General features: G+C 40.2%; 14 protein-coding genes. 12 read left to right on the top strand and 2 right to left on the bottom strand.

Annotation, left to right across the window (positions count from 1 at the left end):
- Positions 1-3: 3 nt before the first annotated feature.
- The 7 genes from CWC02_RS00840 (at position 4) to CWC02_RS00810 (ending at position 7224) form a co-directional block, all read left to right on the top strand.
- Positions 4-2403, top strand: coding sequence for a glucan 1,4-alpha-glucosidase (locus tag CWC02_RS00840; RefSeq protein ID WP_138615895.1), 2400 nt, complete (start codon positions 4-6; stop codon positions 2401-2403).
- 60 nt (positions 2404-2463) lie between these two features.
- The gene (locus CWC02_RS00835) at positions 2464-3402 is read left to right on the top strand and encodes an alpha/beta hydrolase (protein ID WP_138615893.1); all 939 of its coding nucleotides are present in this window, start codon (positions 2464-2466) and stop codon (positions 3400-3402) included.
- A gap of 151 nt (positions 3403-3553) precedes the next feature.
- Positions 3554-4447, top strand: coding sequence for a sialate O-acetylesterase (locus CWC02_RS00830; protein ID WP_171043803.1), 894 nt, complete (start codon positions 3554-3556; stop codon positions 4445-4447).
- Between the two features lie 252 nt (positions 4448-4699).
- Positions 4700-5101, top strand: a complete 402-nt coding sequence (locus tag CWC02_RS00825) for a hypothetical protein (protein WP_138615889.1) — start codon at positions 4700-4702, stop codon at positions 5099-5101.
- Between the two features lie 17 nt (positions 5102-5118).
- Complete coding sequence (locus CWC02_RS00820) at positions 5119-5547, top strand: hypothetical protein (protein WP_502705388.1); 429 nt, start codon at positions 5119-5121, stop codon at positions 5545-5547.
- Positions 5548-5620: 73 nt separating this feature from the next.
- Positions 5621-6202, top strand: a complete 582-nt coding sequence (locus CWC02_RS00815) for a DUF1287 domain-containing protein (RefSeq protein ID WP_138615887.1) — start codon at positions 5621-5623, stop codon at positions 6200-6202.
- Positions 6203-6303: 101 nt separating this feature from the next.
- Positions 6304-7224: a hypothetical protein gene (locus CWC02_RS00810; protein ID WP_138615885.1), complete on the top strand. Its 921-nt coding sequence runs from the start codon at positions 6304-6306 to the stop codon at positions 7222-7224.
- A gap of 82 nt (positions 7225-7306) precedes the next feature.
- Here the strand turns inward: CWC02_RS00810 and CWC02_RS00805 are convergent, their stop codons facing one another.
- Both CWC02_RS00805 and CWC02_RS00800 read right to left on the bottom strand, forming a co-directional pair.
- Positions 7307-9484, bottom strand: coding sequence for an OsmC domain/YcaO domain-containing protein (locus CWC02_RS00805; protein WP_138615883.1), 2178 nt, complete (start codon positions 9482-9484; stop codon positions 7307-7309).
- 193 nt (positions 9485-9677) lie between these two features.
- Complete coding sequence (locus CWC02_RS00800) at positions 9678-10697, bottom strand: LacI family DNA-binding transcriptional regulator (RefSeq protein WP_054551443.1); 1020 nt, start codon at positions 10695-10697, stop codon at positions 9678-9680.
- 415 nt (positions 10698-11112) lie between these two features.
- On the opposite strand from CWC02_RS00800, the gene glk reads away from it, so the two are divergent.
- The 5 genes from glk (at position 11113) to gap (ending at position 17107) form a co-directional block, all read left to right on the top strand.
- The gene (gene glk, locus CWC02_RS00795) at positions 11113-12111 is read left to right on the top strand and encodes a glucokinase (protein ID WP_138615881.1); all 999 of its coding nucleotides are present in this window, start codon (positions 11113-11115) and stop codon (positions 12109-12111) included.
- A 22-nt stretch (positions 12112-12133) separates the two neighbouring features.
- Positions 12134-13147, top strand: coding sequence for a LacI family DNA-binding transcriptional regulator (locus CWC02_RS00790; protein WP_054551441.1), 1014 nt, complete (start codon positions 12134-12136; stop codon positions 13145-13147).
- A 431-nt stretch (positions 13148-13578) separates the two neighbouring features.
- Positions 13579-15429: a phosphogluconate dehydratase gene (gene edd / locus CWC02_RS00785; protein ID WP_138600580.1), complete on the top strand. Its 1851-nt coding sequence runs from the start codon at positions 13579-13581 to the stop codon at positions 15427-15429.
- 34 nt (positions 15430-15463) lie between these two features.
- A complete protein-coding gene (locus CWC02_RS00780; protein WP_054551439.1) occupies positions 15464-16084 on the top strand; it encodes a bifunctional 4-hydroxy-2-oxoglutarate aldolase/2-dehydro-3-deoxy-phosphogluconate aldolase in 621 nt (206 codons plus the stop codon).
- An 18-nt stretch (positions 16085-16102) separates the two neighbouring features.
- Positions 16103-17107, top strand: coding sequence for a type I glyceraldehyde-3-phosphate dehydrogenase (gap, locus tag CWC02_RS00775; protein ID WP_054551438.1), 1005 nt, complete (start codon positions 16103-16105; stop codon positions 17105-17107).
- The last annotated feature ends 97 nt before the right edge of the window (positions 17108-17204 follow it).

Below are 17204 nucleotides of genomic sequence, written 5' to 3'. Positions count from 1 at the left end.
ACAATGAAAAAATTTAATCTTATTACAGCAAGCTTGTTAGCGTTAGGTTTAACAGCTTGTAGTTCAGAGCAATCAGTTAATACAGCAGTTGAGCAGGTGTCAGCGCCAGGTGCACCGGGTGTTGAGCCTTTTTGGGCATACTCTGGTAAAACGGGTATTGGTACCTCTTACGAGCAATACCAAGACGGCCACTACAGCGACGCAGCTGCTACTGGCAAAGTATCAAAAGTTTGGTTTTCAATCGCGAAAGGCATGATCACAGAAACCATGTTTGGTTTAATTCACCAAGCGCAAATCAAAGATATGCAGTTTGTTGTAGTCGGTAAAGACTTTACCGTTACAGAGAACGATGATCTCGATGTGAGCATTGATTATTTATTCAAAGACGACGCAGGTCGCCCATTATCGCTTGCTTACAAAGTGGTAAGTAAAGATAAGCAAGGTCGTTTCACCTTAGAAAAACATATCTTTACAGATCCAAACGGTCAAACATTGTTTGTTCGTAGCGTATTTAATACCGACCTTGAAGGTGTGAAAGCCTACGTTAATGTGAATCCTTACATCAATAACAATGGTTTAGACGATTTCGCAAAAGTGACTGATAAGGGCCTAGTTGCGTGGCAAGATGATAACTTTTTATCTTTACAAGCCGCTCAACCATTTAAGCAAGCAAGCGTTGGCTTTACAGGTGTTAGTGATGGCTTAAAAGAGTTAAAAGCAACACAATCACTTTCAACGACTTACCAAAATACCGGTGATAAGTCGGGTAATGTAAGCTTACTTGCAGAGCTTGGCGAAGTATCAAAAAACACTACTTTTGATTTAGCGTTAAGTTTTGGTAACTCTGAAGCTGCAAGCTTAAAAGAAGGTCAAGCGAGTTTAAATCAAGGTTACCTAAAAGTGCTTGCAGCATATAACGGTGAAGGTGCTGCAATTGGTTGGCAAGACTATTTAGCAAGCCTTGAACCTTTGAGCACATTAACTAACAGCACCGCAGATAATGGTAAGTTACTTTATACCAGCGCCATGGTGTTAAAAGCACAAGAAGATAAAACCCATGCTGGTGCTTTAATTGCGTCACTGTCTAACCCTTGGGGTGAAACAGTATCAGCTAAAACAGGTTCTACCGGTTATAAAGCGGTTTGGGTACGTGATTTCTATCAAGTTGCGATGGCATTTATGGCCATGGGTGATACACGTACCGCAAAAACGGCGTTTGAATATCTAGAAAAAGTACAAGTAACAGATAACACACCAGGCAATGGTGGTGACACGGGTTGGTTTTTACAAAAGACGCACGTTGATGGTGAGCTTGAGTGGGTAGGTGTTCAGCTTGACCAAACAGCAATGCCAATTATGTTAGCGTGGAAACTACATCAAGCAGGCGTACTTAGCGAGCAAGAGCTTACAGATTGGTATGGCAAAATGTTAAAGCCAGCTGCTGATTTCTTAGTTGATGGTGGCCTTGCGAAAATTCTTTGGAACGACACGCAAATTACACCGCCAGCAACGCAACAAGAGCGTTGGGAAGAACAAAATGGTTTTTCACCATCAACAACGGCTGCGGTTGTTGCAGGCCTAGTGACAGCTGCTGATATTGCTAAAAAAGCAGGTGACACAAAAAATGCAGAGCGTTATCTAGCAACGGCTAAAACCTACAACAGTGAAATTGAAAGCACCATGTTTACGACTCAAGGTAACCTTAAGTCTGAAAACAGCGATGGTGAATATTTCATTCGCATTGGTCAAGACAAAGATCCAAACTCATCAACCACACTTAACGCCAATAATGGCCGTGAAGGCTTTGATAAAAAGCAAATCCTTGATGGTGGTTTCTTAGAGCTTGTACGTTACGGTGTTCGTGATGCACTTGCGCCAAGCATTGTAAAAACATTACCAGAATACGATGACGAAACCTTAGTCGATAATCTGCAAGTGCGTTACACCTTTAATTTTGCTGATGGCTCAGGGTCATTCCCTGGTTACCGTCGCTATGGTAACGATGGTTACGGTGAAGATGAAGTGACAGGTAACAACTATGCTGAAGGTGGCAATAACACCCCTGGTCAACGTGGTCGTGTATGGCCGTTTTTCACAGGTGAGCGTGGTCACTATGAAATCGCTGCGGCAAACGCAACCAACAGCCTAGATGCGATGAAGCAACAAGCGATTAAAGACACCTATGTAAAAGGTATGGAAGCATTTGCCAATGAAGGCATGATGTTACCTGAACAAGTTTGGGATGGCGTAGGTAACAATAAAGCAGGCTATCAGTTAGGTGAGGGGACAAACTCAGCGACACCACTTGCTTGGACTCATGCAGAATATATCAAGTTACTCCGTTCAGTGAGTGATAAACATGTGTGGGACCATTACCCAGTGGTTGAAAAAGCCCTCAAGTAATACCTTATTAATAAGCCGCAATTCATTTGCGGCTTTTTAGTTTAAATTTGAGTAGACATTATGTTTAAGAAATTAATTTGTTTAACCTTGATGCTATTTACAGGTGTCACTTTTGCAAATGTGATAATCCCTGAGGTGTCAAAAGGGCATCTTGATGTTAAAGAAAACTTTAGTTCAAAGTACGTTGAGAGCCGCTTTTTAAATATCTGGTTACCACCAGGTTATAACAACACGCGTAAGTATGATGTTTTATATATGCATGATGGTCGAATGTTGTTTGATGCCAAAACAACATGGAATAATCAAGAATGGCAAGTTGATGAAGTTGCCGCGAAGTTAATTCAAAGCGGTAAAGTTAAGCCATTTATTGTTGTTGGCATTCCAAATGCGGTAGAAAATCGTCATAGCGAGTATTTTCCACAAAAAGTATTTGAAAGTTTAGCAAAGCAAAAACAAGCAGATTTATTTGAGTTAGAGAGGTATCCAGGGCAAAAGCTGTTCTACTCTAAGGTTTATTCAGACAACTATGCTCGCTTTGTTGTTGAAGAAGTCATTCCCTTTATTGAGAATAACTATTCAGTAAATAAAGGTTTTGAACATCGGTATATCGCAGGATCAAGCATGGGAGGGCTTATTTCTTGGTATACATTACTTCAATATCCTAATGAGTTTGCCGGCGCAATTTGTATGTCTACGCATTGGCCAGGAATTTTTACTTATGACAAACAAGTATTTACTGCTTTCAAGCAGTATATTTCTGACAATATTGGCAAACTAACAACACAAAAAGTTTACTTCGATTATGGAGATGGCACATTAGACTCCATGTATCCTGATCTTCAAAAACAAATTGATAATGTGTTTATGCAACACGGTTATCCGGCTTCGTTATGGCAGAGTCAATATTTCCCTGGTGCGACGCATGCAGAAGTTGATTGGGCTAAGCGATTGCAAATTCCACTTGAGTTTATGTTCAGAGCCAACACTCAAGCACTGTAATATTTGATTGATTAAAAGAATCGAACTGCTTCTGCTAGGCTAAATGCCTGTATTAGCCGTATTCATAGCACGAAGCTATATCGATGAAGTAAATACTTAATTACATGCCCAATATTTATTGGGCATGTTGCTTTTGGCAAAAGGAAAAATAATGTTAAAAAAACTAGCCTTATGTGGTTTGTTAGCAATAAGCACGCAAAGTAAAGCGGATGACTATTTGCTTTACTTTATGGGGGGCCAATCAAATATGGAAGGTTTTGGCTTTAATAAAGACTTACCTGCACAGTATAAAAAGCCAGTTGAAAATACCTTATTATTTTTTGGTAACCCTGTTGCTGATGATGCATTAAATGGTGGCAAAGGTGTTTGGACTAATTTAATGCCTGGTTTTGGAACAGGGGCAAGATCGACAGAGCATTCAATTATTTTATCTGATAGATTTGGCCCTGAATTGAGTTTTGGTAAACGCTTATCTGAGCTAACGGGTAAGAAAATAGCCATTATCAAATATGCGCGTGGTGGCTCATCTATTGCGCTTGGGGCATCTGGTTTTGGTACATGGGGGCAGAACTATGCTGACAACACCAAGATCAACCAATGGGATAACTTTCAAACTACCGTAAGAGCTGCGTTAGCGAACAATGATATAGATGGTGATGGTGTAGCAGATACTTTAGTCCCAGCAGGGATAATTTGGATGCAGGGTGAGGCCGATGCCTATCATGAGCAAGCATCTAAGGTTTATTTAGCTAATTTAACAAGCCTTATGAATGATATGAAAATGACTTTTGGCAATAGAGAGTTACCAATCATTCTTGGCAGAATCGAAGACTCTGGTAAAACACCTGAAACACGCATGATGCCACATATTGATAGTGTATGGGATGCTCAGAAAAAGTACGTTAAATCAAATGCTAATGCTCATTTAGTTGCCTTTGATGAGCCTGTCGAATTCATCGAAGATAAATGGCACTATAAAAGTAATTACTATATAAAACTAGGTAACCTTTTTGCAGAAAAAGCAGCCGAAACATTAGCTAAGTAAGCTTCTTTTAAATAACTACTTAAATAATTAAACCGCCGAATTAACCTCGGCGGTTTTTTGTTTTGCACTTTTTTACAAATAATTTTTTAGAGTGTGATATTTTGATTAAGTATTTAGAAGAAATTGTTTCTAAAGTTAAATGTTTGCTTAAAGAACATAAACGTCATAACCTTTTATGTTCTTATCAAAAAATATGACTAAAACTTGGCTAAGTCATTTTTTAAATAAATGTCTAAAGGGAGTTGAATTCAGATGTTAAAGAAAGTCTTTTTTATAATTTTTATAATTTTGCAATGTTCTTGTTCTATTCGCTCTAACTTTGGTGATTACGTAATTGCTGACGTGGAAAACAGAGGTAGAGGTGAACATGTGCAGGTTTATAAAGATAGAGAAATTTTCAACTTTAGAACTTCTTATTTAGGCAATGTAGAATCTAACTACTGTCACGAAAAGAATGACTCTCTTATCCCAGAAAGTGCTTATTATTATAATCCTTCTAATATAAAAGAATCTTTACAAGACTCTCTGAAAGTTAAAGCACATAAAATGGGTGGTAATGGTATAGTTTTTTCTCAATGTTACACTAGGTCAAATACAAACCAATGTTATAAATCAATGCGTTGTGAAGGTTCAGTTTATAATATTGAAAATTAACTGTGAGCTCTAAAACAATGAAACACATGATTCGCTTTGTTTCTCTAATCATACTTACTTTCCCTTTATTAAGTGTTGCTATTGCAAAATTAAAACCCTTCAGTAGTGATGGTTGCAGTTCATTTCCTGATGGAACGATAGAACACAAAAGCTTATGGTTGGCTTGTTGTACAGCCCATGATCTCGCATATTGGCAAGGCGGCACTTTCAAGCAACGTGAGCAAGCTGATATAGATTTAAAAGCGTGTGTTGCACAAGTGGGTGAGCAAGAAATTGCGGTATTGATGCTTGCTGGTGTCAGAGTGGGGGGGACACCTTTTTTACCTACCAGCTTTCGCTGGGGTTATGGCTGGCCTTACCCCAAGTTTTATGGCGAACTCACTGAGCAAGAGCGCTTACAAGTTGAAAGCCGTTTAGCAGAATACGCTGATACTGAACAGCATTAACACTTAATAAAGAGAATGGGCAGAGAGCAGCCTATTCGAGTTTTTTTATAATTATTTAAAATGGAGTTTATAGATGATAAAAACAGCCTGGATGTTACTTTTATTATTTTCTCTTAATTCTCAAGCACAAAGCTTTCAATCTAAACTTGTTGAGGCCGCCAAAGAGCGAACTGAACACTTTGTAGTTTATAACGGAAGTTACCGAAAAATAGACTATCCCAATGGTGATGTACCTAAGAATATAGGTGTATGTACCGACGTGGTTATACGTACTTACAGAGCTTTAGGAATTGATTTACAGGCTTTTGTATATGAGGATATGCGCGACAACTTTAGCTTATATCCTTCAAAGCGAATTTGGGGCTTAACCAAACCAGATACCAATATTGACCATCGCAGGGTACCTAACCTACAAGTGTTTTTTGAAAGACATGGTGAAAGTCATGTTATTAGTAAAACAGCTGCTGACTATCAAGCAGGTGATATTGTGACTTGGGTTCTACCTAATAATAGGCCTCATATAGGTATCGTTACAGATGAACTATCGAAAGATAAATTAAGACCTCTGATTGTTCATAACATAGGCTGGGGTCCTAAAATGGAAGATATGTTATTCACTTACAAAATTACAGGGCATTACCGATATAAACCCTAACATACACACTAAGCTTCAATTAGTTACCACTTTAGTATACATTTAAGGTATTTATGTACCTTTATTGGGTTTGGTCTGATTTTTAACTTAAAGGGATTTATATGAAAAATGTTAGTAAATGCATTGCCAGTATTTTGTTGCTACTTCCGACGACTATTTTTGCTTCTCAAGAAGTTGTGATTGAAAAGTCAGATAAATTTACCGAACTGTCAAAAGGCTTAAAGGTAAGTGTTAGAACTGGCCCTACTAAAAATGCCAAAATTTATGACTTTTCGACAAATAAAATTACCATCACTGATGAGCATGGTGCGCCTTTTCAACGTTACTATTTGCATATTGCCACAGCAGATAAAGAATGGGCCAAGGAAATTATTACGTTTGATGATAGAACAAATGTAATTGACTTAAATGCACTACTTTTTGGTCAATTAATAGACACTTCTGAGCTGAAGAAATTAGACTCAGCGCATGCTTTTTCTTTATATAATCGTCTTGAAAATATTCTCTCGGAAGAATATGGCACATTTGAACAGGTTTACAATGATGGCCTTGCGGACTATTTAAATTATATGTCGATAGACGCCGGTTTTGAGAATTACATAGCAAGAACCGAGGGAGCGGGCGATAAACTCACAGAGTCACTAAAAGAAATAAAGCTGCCACCTCTTGTTGAGCACCAACAATTAATAAGTGAGTTTATTAAGGCTGTAAATCAAAAAGACAAAACATGGTTGTTGGCACAGCAAAGACCTAATTCCTCACAGCGAGACTCGGGAATTTATGCGCGCGGTTTAAACGTGCTGTTTGAGTATTTTGATAGCATAGGTAACCCTACAAAGTTCAATATTACCCGAGAAACAAAAGGTCGCTCCTATGACCTTAATTCTAATACACACTTTATTGTTGAATTGCTTGAGCACAAAGGTCGACGAGATAAAATAGAGATGGAGTTTATGTTTGTAGATTCTTATGGTGGCCGCTTTATTGCTGAATACGATATTACAGGTGTTCGTTTTCGTTAAGTAACGGTTTTAAGTAAAGCAGAAAAGCCGCAGGTTACGAAAACGTGCGGCTTTGATATTTCTTGGTTACAGCCCTGCTTTTTTAGCGCGGGCAGCGTGTAGCGTGTAGCTTTTTGTAACTTTCGATTAAACGAAGGTGCCTGTCTAAACCCTCAAGCTTCATGCTGGTTTCTGTTAAACCATAGAACATTACATCGCCGTTAATTGAGCCAACGACTGCATCCATCGTTTCTTGACCAAACATACGGGTGAAGCTATGAATGTAATCTTCAATCTCTAGGTCATCGCTGAGTGCGACTTCTAACGTTGCATGCATTGCTTGGTAGAATAGGCCGCGTTCAACAATGGTATTGTCGTTATACTGTAAGAATGCTTCAACAAGCTCCATTGCTGCTTCTAAATCACCAAGTGCTAGATAAATAAGTAGCTTCAGCTCAAGAATCGTTAACTGACCCCATACAGTGTTTTCATCAAATTCAATGCCGATTAAGGTGATGATATCAATGTAGTTATCTAGTTCACTTTCTTCTAAGCGCTCAACTAAATCAGCAAGTTGATCTTCTGATAAACGATGCAGGTTTAAGATATCTTCACGGAAGTTAAGTGCTTTATTGGTATTGTCCCAAATCAAGTCTTCCACTGGATACACTTCTGAGTAATCAGGCACTAAAATGCGACATGCGGTACCAAGATCTGAGAACTCAGCAATGTAAGCTTCTTTACCTAAACTTTCTAATATACCGAATAAGCTCGCTGTTTCTTCCTCATTGCTACCAGAGAAATCCCACTCAACAAAATCATAGTCGTGTTTAGCGCTGAAGAAACGCCATGAGATCACGCCAGTTGAATCAATAAAGTGCTCTACAAAGTTTTCCGGCTCAGAAACTGCCATACTATTGAACGTTGGCTTAGGTACATCGTTTAAGCCTTCAAAGCTTCTGCCTTGTAATAACTCAGTTAAGCTGCGCTCTAACGCAACCTCAAAGCTTGGGTGCGCGCCAAAAGAAGCAAATACACCGCCTGTTTTAGGGTTCATGAGTGTTACGCACATCACAGGGAACTGACCACCTAGCGAGGCATCTTTTACTACAACAGGGAAACCTTGTTCTTCAAGACCATTAATACCCGCAACAATACCTGGGTATTTATTTAAAACGTCCTCTGGTACGTCTGGTAAAACTATTTCTTGCTCAATGATTTGACGTTTAACGGCACGCTCGAAAATTTCAGATAAACATTGTACTTTTGCCTCAGCAAAATTGTTACCTGCACTCATCCCATTACTTAAGAATAAGTTTTCAATTAGGTTTGAAGGGAAATAAACCGTTTCACCGTCTGAGTGGCGAACATAAGGAATCGAACAAATGCCACGTTCTTTATTACCAGAGTTGGTATCTATTAGGTGTGAGCCACACAGCTCACCGTCTGGATTATAAATTTCGCGGGTATAGTCATCTAAAATGCCCTCAGGTAAAGAGTCATCGTCAGTCAGAGCAAACCACTTTTCATTTGGGTAATGAACAAACTCGCTATTAGCAATGTCTTCACCTAAGAACTGGTCGTTATAGAAGAAGTTACAGTTTAAGCGCTCAATAAATTCGCCTAAAGCTGAGCATAGCGCGCTTTCTTTCGTTGCACCTTTACCATTGGTAAAACACATAGGCGAAGCTGCATCACGAATATGAAGTGACCATACATTTGGCACAATATTACGCCAAGAAGAAATCTCGATTTTCATCCCCAACTCTTCAAGGATGGCCGTCATATTTGCGATGGTTTCTTCAAGCGGTAAGTCTTTACCTAAAATAAAGGTATTACTGTCATCACCGGGTTTTGCCATCAGCATTGCTTGCGCATCAGCTTCGATGCTTTCAACAGTATCGATCTTAAATTCAGGGCCAGTTTGAATAACACGTTTAACTGTACAGCGCTCAACAGAGCGTAAAATACCTGTGCGATCTTTCTCAGAAAGGCTTTCTGGTAACTCAACCTGAATTTGAAAAATTTGGTTATAGCGGTCTTCAGGGTCAACGATATTGTTTTGCGCAACACGAATACCATCTGTCGGGATATCGCGTGAATTACAATACACTTTAATAAAGTAAGCCGCACACAATGCAGAAGATGCTAAGAAGTAATCGAATGGACTTGGTGCAGTGCCATCACCTTTATAGCGAATAGGTTGGTCTGCAATGACAGAGAAATCATCAAACTTGGCTTCAAGTCTGAGGTTGTCGAGAAAATTAACTTTAATTTCCATTAAAAAATTCCACCTTTGTGCGCGTTGTTATCTAAAGCATTGTTAGCCAGATAAGCATTTTCAACATAATAGGTGTAATTATCTGCTTTTTCGAAGTAATAGTCTTGGGTAAATCGAAAAAAAACTAATTTTAATGCAATAAGTGTCTGGTTAGGGAGGGAGTAAGCGATAACAAAGCTGTTATCGCTAAAAATTAAACACTTGAACCACGAATAATTAACCGAGGTGGTAAAAGGGTATTCTCGACATCTTCACCACGAATAAGTTTAAGCAGGTTATCGACCAACATTTGTCCGGCGAGGGTGGTGTCTTGCTGAACAGTGGTAAGTGGTGGGTTTACAAAGCTCGAAACCGCAATATTATCAAAGCCAACAACGTGCACATCATCAGGAACCTTTATTTTTGCTTCTTTCAATGCGCGAATAGCTCCAATCGCAATAAGGTCACTGGCAGCAAATAATGAGTTAAAACGAATGTTATTTGCTAAGAGTGAACGAGTCGCGTGATAGCCTGATTCTTCTGTTGAAATAGCATTTGCCATCTTACGTTCGTTTAAATTAACGCCCTTGGCTAGAAATGCATCTTTAAAGCCTTGGTAGCGAGCAAAAAATTCTGGACTATGCTCAGAAGCATCGCCGATAAATGCACAATCGGTTCTTCCTGTTGCGAGTAAATGTTCAGCCGCTAATTTACCACCGCCGTAGTTATCACAGCTCACAGTTAAATCTGGGCGGTTATCTACACTGGCACCCCAACAGACAAATTTAGTGTGCTGATCTATTAGGGTTTTAAATTTAGGTTGATAATCAAGGTAATCACCATAACCAAGCAGTATTAAGCCATCTGCACGATGGCTGTCTTCGTAATCGGCTTGCCAATCAGAGCTGCTTGACTGAAACGATACCAGTAAGTCGTAGCCTTCTTTTGCACAGGCTCTGGTTATACTACCTAGCATCGCCAAAAAGAAAGGGTTTATTTGTGATTCATCCGAAGTGGGATCTTCAAATAATAACAGGGCGAGGGTGCTACTTTGCTGTGTTCTTAAGTTACTGGCATTTTTATCAACTTTGTAGTTGAGCTGCTTGGCTACCTCATGAACACGTCGACGGGTTTCTTCGTTGACCAAAGGGCTATTTCGCAGCGCGCGAGACACGGTTGACTGCGACACACCCGCATAATGTGCAATGTCAAAAGATGTCGCCTTACCTTTCATATGGTTACCAAATAACAGAACTAGTAATTGCCATTTTCGGCTATTTAATATTTTTTTCAAGCTATTTGTGACAAGCAGCTAGAGTGTGGCTGTTCTGTACACAGTTAGGTATTTTTTATGTGTTTATAAATGCCTTTTCGATACTTAATACGCAGGTTTTCTCATTAAATACGTATGCATGCACAAATAATGAAAATTTTTATTGATCCAAATCTGACACCGGTGTCATAATGTCACTGTTTTATCATTTTGTTGTCAAAACGTATTTGGCTGCCCATTCATTTGGGCAGCATTTTTTTAATACAAAAGATAGCTTCTTTGAGGCAATGACCCAAAGTTTAGCAGACACGGTGGCTTTGCCATTGAAAACTAGAAAAATAAGCGGCAACTAGCTTAGACAAATAGAGAAAACATCATGAACACACAGACAACCACAGAATTCGTTCCTATTCTTGTTGCCGATATCGGCGGCACTAACGCTCGTTTCGCTTTAATCACTGACTTTAATGCACAAACTAACCAGTTTGTTATCGAGCACAATTTAACTTTTCCAAGTGCAGATTTTGGCTCTTTAGAAAGTGCGATTAACCAGTACTTTAGTCAAATTTCGTTTTCAAAGCCAAGCCGTGCATGTTTAGCAGTAGCTGGCCCGATTAAAGCAGGTCAAGTTCACTTAACTAACCTTGGCTGGCACTTTAACGTTGCCGATTTAAAGGCTGAGTTTTCATTTGAGCAACTTGAAGTAATCAACGACTTTGCAGCATTTGCTTATGCGGCACCTTATTTAGATGATTCGCAAAATATGGCTGTTAAAGCAGGTCAGGCGGATGAAAATGCGAATATCGCAGTTATGGGGCCAGGTACAGGTTTTGGTGCTGCGTGTTTAGTTCGCACATCACAAGGCAGCGCTGTTCTTAGCTGCGAAGCGGGGCACATTACCCTTGCAGCTGTCACAGACTTAGACCGTAGGCTGATTACTGAGCTTAAAAAGCAATTAAATCATGTTTCTGTGGAGACTGTGTTCTCAGGCCCTGGTATTGCTCATTTATATGGCGCTATGGCTGCGGTAAAAGGCGTTGAAGCCAAGAATTTAGATGCAGCACAAATTAGCGAGTTAGCAACCACGGGTCAATGCGAAGTCTGTGATGCAACACTCAATCAATTTTGTGATTGGATTGGTAGTGTAGCAGGGGACTTAGCCCTGACATTTGGCGCATTAGGTGGCGTATTTATTGGTGGTGGTATTTTACCTCGTATGCAACAACGTTTATTATCTAGTCGATTTGTTGAACGTTTTGCAGACAAAGGCATTATGTCGCAATATACTTCACAGATCCCTGTTACGCTTGTAACACAAGACAACATTCCATTCATTGGTGCTGCTGCGTGTATACATGTTAAAAGTAACGCGTAAATAGCAGTTGGATGTAGAGCGGATGAAGAAAGTAACCATCAACAGTGTCGCCAGCTATGCCGGTGTATCGAAAAAAACAGTATCTCGCGTGCTTAATAATGAGCCAAACGTGAGTGATGCAACGCGCGAAAAAGTACTTAAAGTATTTAAAGAGCTCGATTACACGCCAAACCCAATCGCTAGGGGTTTAGCACAAAACCGTAGTTTTATTATTGGTTGCTTGTACGATAATCCGAGTAAAAGCTATATTACCCGGGTGCAAACTGGTGCCTTAGCGGCGTGCCATGAACTTAACTACAACTTATTGATCCATCCTTGCGAATTACGCGGTGATGAATTAATTAGTAACATTGAGCAACTAATTCAAACCTCTCGTTTAGACGGCATTGTACTGACCCCACCATTTTCAGATTTTCCTGAACTTGTAAGCTTTTTAAAGTCGAAAAAGATCCCGTATGCTCGTGTCGCCTCTGCGGTACTTGAAGACGACTCTATTTCGGTAAGAAGTAATGACGAACAAGGGGCTTTTGAAATAACAGAGCACCTTATTAAGCTGGGTCATAAAGAAATCGCCTTCATTAAAGGTCACCCTGATCACAGTGCCACAGAGCAGCGTTTTAAAGGTTATCGAAGAGCACTTGCCTCAAATGGAATTGAGTTTGATGAACGCTTAGTTGAAGAAGGTAACTTCAGTTATCACTCTGGTGTTGATAGTGCCCGTACAATTTTAGATTTAAACCCTCGCCCAACAGCAGTATTTGCTTCAAATGATTACATGGCAGCGGCGGTATTAAAGCTTGCTACGCAAATGCAGTTAAGAGTGCCTGATGATATCTCTATTGCAGGGTTTGATAACGCACCAATTGCACGTCATATTTGGCCAGGGTTAACGACCATTGCACAACCAGTGGAAGAAATGACTCAGCAAGCAGTTAAGCAATTGATCACTCATATTGGTGATCCACAAGAGTCGCCTTATCAAGTAACCCTTGAAGCAAAACTCATTACTCGTGAGTCGACAGCAGCAATTAAATAAATTTCATCTTGTTTTTTCACAGTAGCCCGAGAATGAGTGACGCGTTCTCGGGCTTTTTTATTTCAGGCTAAAAAATTTCATGAAAACACTATAAGTTACTGTTTTTAATTAAAACCAACCTCAAAGCTTGTCTTGTCTATACGCCTTTGATAGTGGTGTTCCACATGAATTCTACTCATATTCTACTAAAATAAAATTGTTCATTATTTGGTCATTTAAAAAAATTAAACTAAATTTAACAGATAAGGTTGACACCGGTGTCACAGTCATGAGTTAATACAGTGACACCGGTGTCAGGTTGGTTGTGAGAGACAGCCTGTCAGCGTACCTTTGAACGGGTAAATCAAAGTTGCTCAGTACAATTATTTTCGTGGAGTCTGTAATTGTTACTGAGCCTTTATCCTCTAACTATAGAGATGAGTCGAATTTATATGTTGCATCCTCGTATCCAAGAAGTCACCGAACGCGTTATCGAACGCAGTAAAGAGACCCGCCAAGCTTATTTAGAGCGAATCGCGCACGCAAAAAAACAAACAAGAGTTCGTGCAGGTTTAGGCTGTGGTAATATTGCACACGTTATGGCTGCTTGTAGCAGCGATGACAAAGCTCGCTTAAAAGCAGACGAGCAACCAAACCTAGCTATCATCAACGCTTATAACGACATGCTTTCTGCGCATGTTCCTTACAAAGATTATCCGGAAATCATCAAAAGCCTTGCCACTAAGTTCGATGCTACAGCACAAGTTGCTGGCGGCGTACCAGCTATGTGCGACGGTGTTACTCAAGGCCGTGATGGTATGGAACTATCATTGTTCTCACGTGATGTGATTGCAATGTCTACAGCGGTTTCTTTATCGCATGACGTGTTCGACGGTGTTTTCTGTTTAGGTGTGTGTGACAAGATTGTCCCTGGACTTCTAATAGGTGCCTTATCATTTGGTCATTTACCAACGTATTTCTTACCAGCAGGTCCAATGCAATCGGGTATCCCGAATAAAGAAAAAGCCCGTGTTCGTCAAAAATTTGCACAAGGCTTAGTAAGTCGCGAAGAGCTGTTAGAAGCTGAAAGCGCATCGTATCATAGTGCGGGTACGTGTACTTTCTACGGTACCGCTAACTCGAATCAAATGTTAATGGAAATCATGGGTCTACATTTACCAGGTAGCTCTTTCATTAACCCTTACACAGAACTTCGTGATGGTTTAACAGGTCATGCTGTCGAAACCATGTTAAAGCAGTTAATCGAAACAAAAGATGCTAACAGCCTTGCAGACGTAGTAAGTGAAAAAACAATTATTAATGGTTTAGTTGGCTTGTTATCAACAGGCGGCTCAACAAACCACGCAATCCACCTAGTAGCAATCGCGAAAGCAGCGGGTGTAATCCTTACTTGGAAAGACATGGCTGACTTATCAGAAGTTGTGCCACTTCTTACACGTATTTACCCGAACGGCTCAGCAGATGTAAACCACTTCCAAGCAGCCGGCGGTATGGGCTTTTTAATGAAGCAACTACTGAGCAAAGGTTACTTACATAACGACGTGAAAACGATTGTAGGTGATGGCTTAGAAGCATACACCACAGAGCCAATGCTAGATAAAGATTCATCAGTGATCATGACTAACAGCACAGGCCCAAGCAAAGTTAAATGGGTAGCGTGTCCTGAAAAGTCACATGATGAAGAAGTATTACGTCCGATTGATAACCCGTTTAGCAAGCAGGGTGGTTTACAGCTTCTTACAGGTAACCTTGGCAAAGCCGTTATCAAAGTATCTGCAGTGGCTGAATCTCACCAAGTTGTTTCTGCACCAGCTAAAGTATTTAGCTCACAAGGTGAGTTACAAGAAGCGTATAGCCGCGGTGAGTTAAATACAGACTTTATTGCTGTAATTAAAGAGCAAGGTCCGAAGGCGAAAGGCATGCCTGAGCTTCACAAATTAACGCCAGTAATGGCAACACTACAAGACCAAGGCTACAAAGTGGCGATTGTGACAGACGGTCGTATGTCGGGTGCATCAGGTAAAGTTCCTGCTGCAATCCACTTAGCACCAGAAGCGGTTGAAGGTGGTGTAATCGCAAAAATTCACGAAGGTGACTTAGTGACGCTTGATGCACCAGCGGGTGTATTGAAAGTACACGTAAGCGATGAAGAATTAGCAAAACGTGAATTACAACTTAGCCAACCAAGCCAAACATATGGTACAGGCCGAGAGTTATTCGCAGGTTTCAGAAATATAGTAAGTAGTGCAGACCTTGGCGCAAGTGCCTTTGGTTTAGAATAATAATACGCCGTTACTGGGCTATGAGGAACAAACAATGAGCATTGAGAAAATTTTATCATCGGCACCTGTGGTACCGGTTGTTGTTATCGAAAAACTTGAAGATGCAGCACCACTTGCACGTGCGCTTTATAACGGTGGCTTAAAAGCACTAGAAATTACTTTACGTACGCCGATTGCGGCAGAAGCTGTAAAGCTAATGAAAGAAGCCGTACCAGAAGCATACGTTGGCACAGGTACCGTGGTTGATAAAGCGACATTTAATGCATCTGTTGAAGCCGGTGCTGACTTCATGGTTAGCCCAGGTGTAAACGACGAATTATTAGCACTGGCTAAAGACACTGATATTCCATTTTTACCAGGTGCAGCAACACCAAGTGAAGTAATGAAATTAGCAAGCCATGGCTTTAAGTTCTTAAAGTTCTTCCCTGCAGAAGCAGCGGGTGGCACAGCAATGCTGAAATCAATTGGTGGTCCTTTACCACAAGTAACATTTTGCCCTACAGGCGGTATTAGCCTTGAAACAGCACCTAATTACCTGGCACTTAAAAATGTAATCTGTGTAGGTGGTACTTGGATGTTAGATAAACAACTTATTGAAAACAAAGACTGGCAAGCCATTGAAGCGCTTGCTCGCCAAGCAAGTGAAGTAAAATAATTAACGGGAGATATTAGAATGATTAATGTTGCAATTAATGGCTATGGACGTATCGGTCGTAACGTATTACGTGCCCTTTATGAGTCAGCTCAAAACAACGAAATCAAAATCGTTGCAATCAACGATTTAGCACCAGCAAATGTTAACGCGCATTTAACTCAATTTGACTCAGTACACGGTCAATTTTCTCAAAAAGTAACACTTGCTGAAAACACTATGCTAATTGGTAATGACGAAATTACCCTTACGCAAGAGCGTGATCCTGCAAACTTACCTTGGAAAGCACTAAACGTAGATATCGTTTTAGAATGTACTGGTTTATTCACTTCACGTGACGCAGCGGCTAAACACATTGAAGCGGGTGCTAAAAAAGTTATTGTTTCTGCACCTGGTACTGACATGGATGCAACAGTTGTTCACGGTGTTAACAGCGAAGTATTAAACGCTGACAGCAACATCATTTCAAATGCATCTTGTACAACAAACTGTTTAGCACCGATTGCAAAAGCAATCAACGACACAGTCGGTATCGAGCAAGGTAGCATGACAACAATTCATGCTTACACAAACGATCAAAACTTATCTGACGTTTATCACCCAGACTTATACCGTGCACGTAGCGCAACTCAGTCAATGATCCCAACGAAAACAGGTGCAGCTAAAGCAGTTGGTTTAGTACTTCCTGAACTTGCGGGTAAACTTGACGGCATGGCAGTACGTGTACCAACAATCAACGTTTCTTTAGTAGACTTAACGTTTGTTGCTAAGCGCGAAACAACTGCAGCAGAAATCAACGAAGTAGTTAAAGCTGCATCAGAAGGTGCAATGCAAGGTATTCTTGAATACAACGAACTACCACTTGTTTCTATCGACTTTAACCACAACCCAGCGTCTTCAATCTTCGATTCTACCCAAACTAAAGTAGATGGTAAGCTTGTTAAAGTGATGGCTTGGTACGATAACGAGTGGGGTTTCTCAAACCGCATGTTAGACCAAGTTAAAGCGCTAGGTCAGTTCTTATAATAGAACAGTAAAAGTTTAAGCTTTATCCAACAAAGCCACGTTTATCGTGGCTTTTTTGGTTTTAAAAAATACGCCTTAAATGTCAGCTTCATTTTTA

Origin of the sequence: Pseudoalteromonas sp. S2721 (assembly GCF_005887425.1) — a bacterium.
Classification (GTDB): domain Bacteria; phylum Pseudomonadota; class Gammaproteobacteria; order Enterobacterales; family Alteromonadaceae; genus Pseudoalteromonas; species Pseudoalteromonas simplex.
The sequence above is the reverse complement of the archived record's forward strand: the minus strand, read 5'-3'. Positions and strand labels throughout refer to the sequence as shown.

What these genes read in the sequence shown, in the direction of transcription:
- CWC02_RS00840 (WP_138615895.1), top strand. Translation starts at nt 4, where the DNA reads ATGAAAAAATTTAATCTTATTACAGCAAGCTTGTTAGCGTTAGGTTTA.
- CWC02_RS00835 (WP_138615893.1), top strand. Translation starts at nt 2,464, where the DNA reads ATGTTTAAGAAATTAATTTGTTTAACCTTGATGCTATTTACAGGTGTC.
- CWC02_RS00830 (WP_171043803.1), top strand. Translation starts at nt 3,554, where the DNA reads ATGTTAAAAAAACTAGCCTTATGTGGTTTGTTAGCAATAAGCACGCAA.
- CWC02_RS00825 (WP_138615889.1), top strand. Translation starts at nt 4,700, where the DNA reads ATGTTAAAGAAAGTCTTTTTTATAATTTTTATAATTTTGCAATGTTCT.
- CWC02_RS00820 (WP_502705388.1), top strand. Translation starts at nt 5,119, where the DNA reads ATGAAACACATGATTCGCTTTGTTTCTCTAATCATACTTACTTTCCCT.
- CWC02_RS00815 (WP_138615887.1), top strand. Translation starts at nt 5,621, where the DNA reads ATGATAAAAACAGCCTGGATGTTACTTTTATTATTTTCTCTTAATTCT.
- CWC02_RS00810 (WP_138615885.1), top strand. Translation starts at nt 6,304, where the DNA reads ATGAAAAATGTTAGTAAATGCATTGCCAGTATTTTGTTGCTACTTCCG.
- CWC02_RS00805 (WP_138615883.1), bottom strand. Translation starts at nt 9,484, where the DNA reads ATGGAAATTAAAGTTAATTTTCTCGACAACCTCAGACTTGAAGCCAAG.
- CWC02_RS00800 (WP_054551443.1), bottom strand. Translation starts at nt 10,697, where the DNA reads ATGAAAGGTAAGGCGACATCTTTTGACATTGCACATTATGCGGGTGTG.
- glk (WP_138615881.1), top strand. Translation starts at nt 11,113, where the DNA reads ATGAACACACAGACAACCACAGAATTCGTTCCTATTCTTGTTGCCGAT.
- CWC02_RS00790 (WP_054551441.1), top strand. Translation starts at nt 12,134, where the DNA reads ATGAAGAAAGTAACCATCAACAGTGTCGCCAGCTATGCCGGTGTATCG.
- edd (WP_138600580.1), top strand. Translation starts at nt 13,579, where the DNA reads ATGTTGCATCCTCGTATCCAAGAAGTCACCGAACGCGTTATCGAACGC.
- CWC02_RS00780 (WP_054551439.1), top strand. Translation starts at nt 15,464, where the DNA reads ATGAGCATTGAGAAAATTTTATCATCGGCACCTGTGGTACCGGTTGTT.
- gap (WP_054551438.1), top strand. Translation starts at nt 16,103, where the DNA reads ATGATTAATGTTGCAATTAATGGCTATGGACGTATCGGTCGTAACGTA.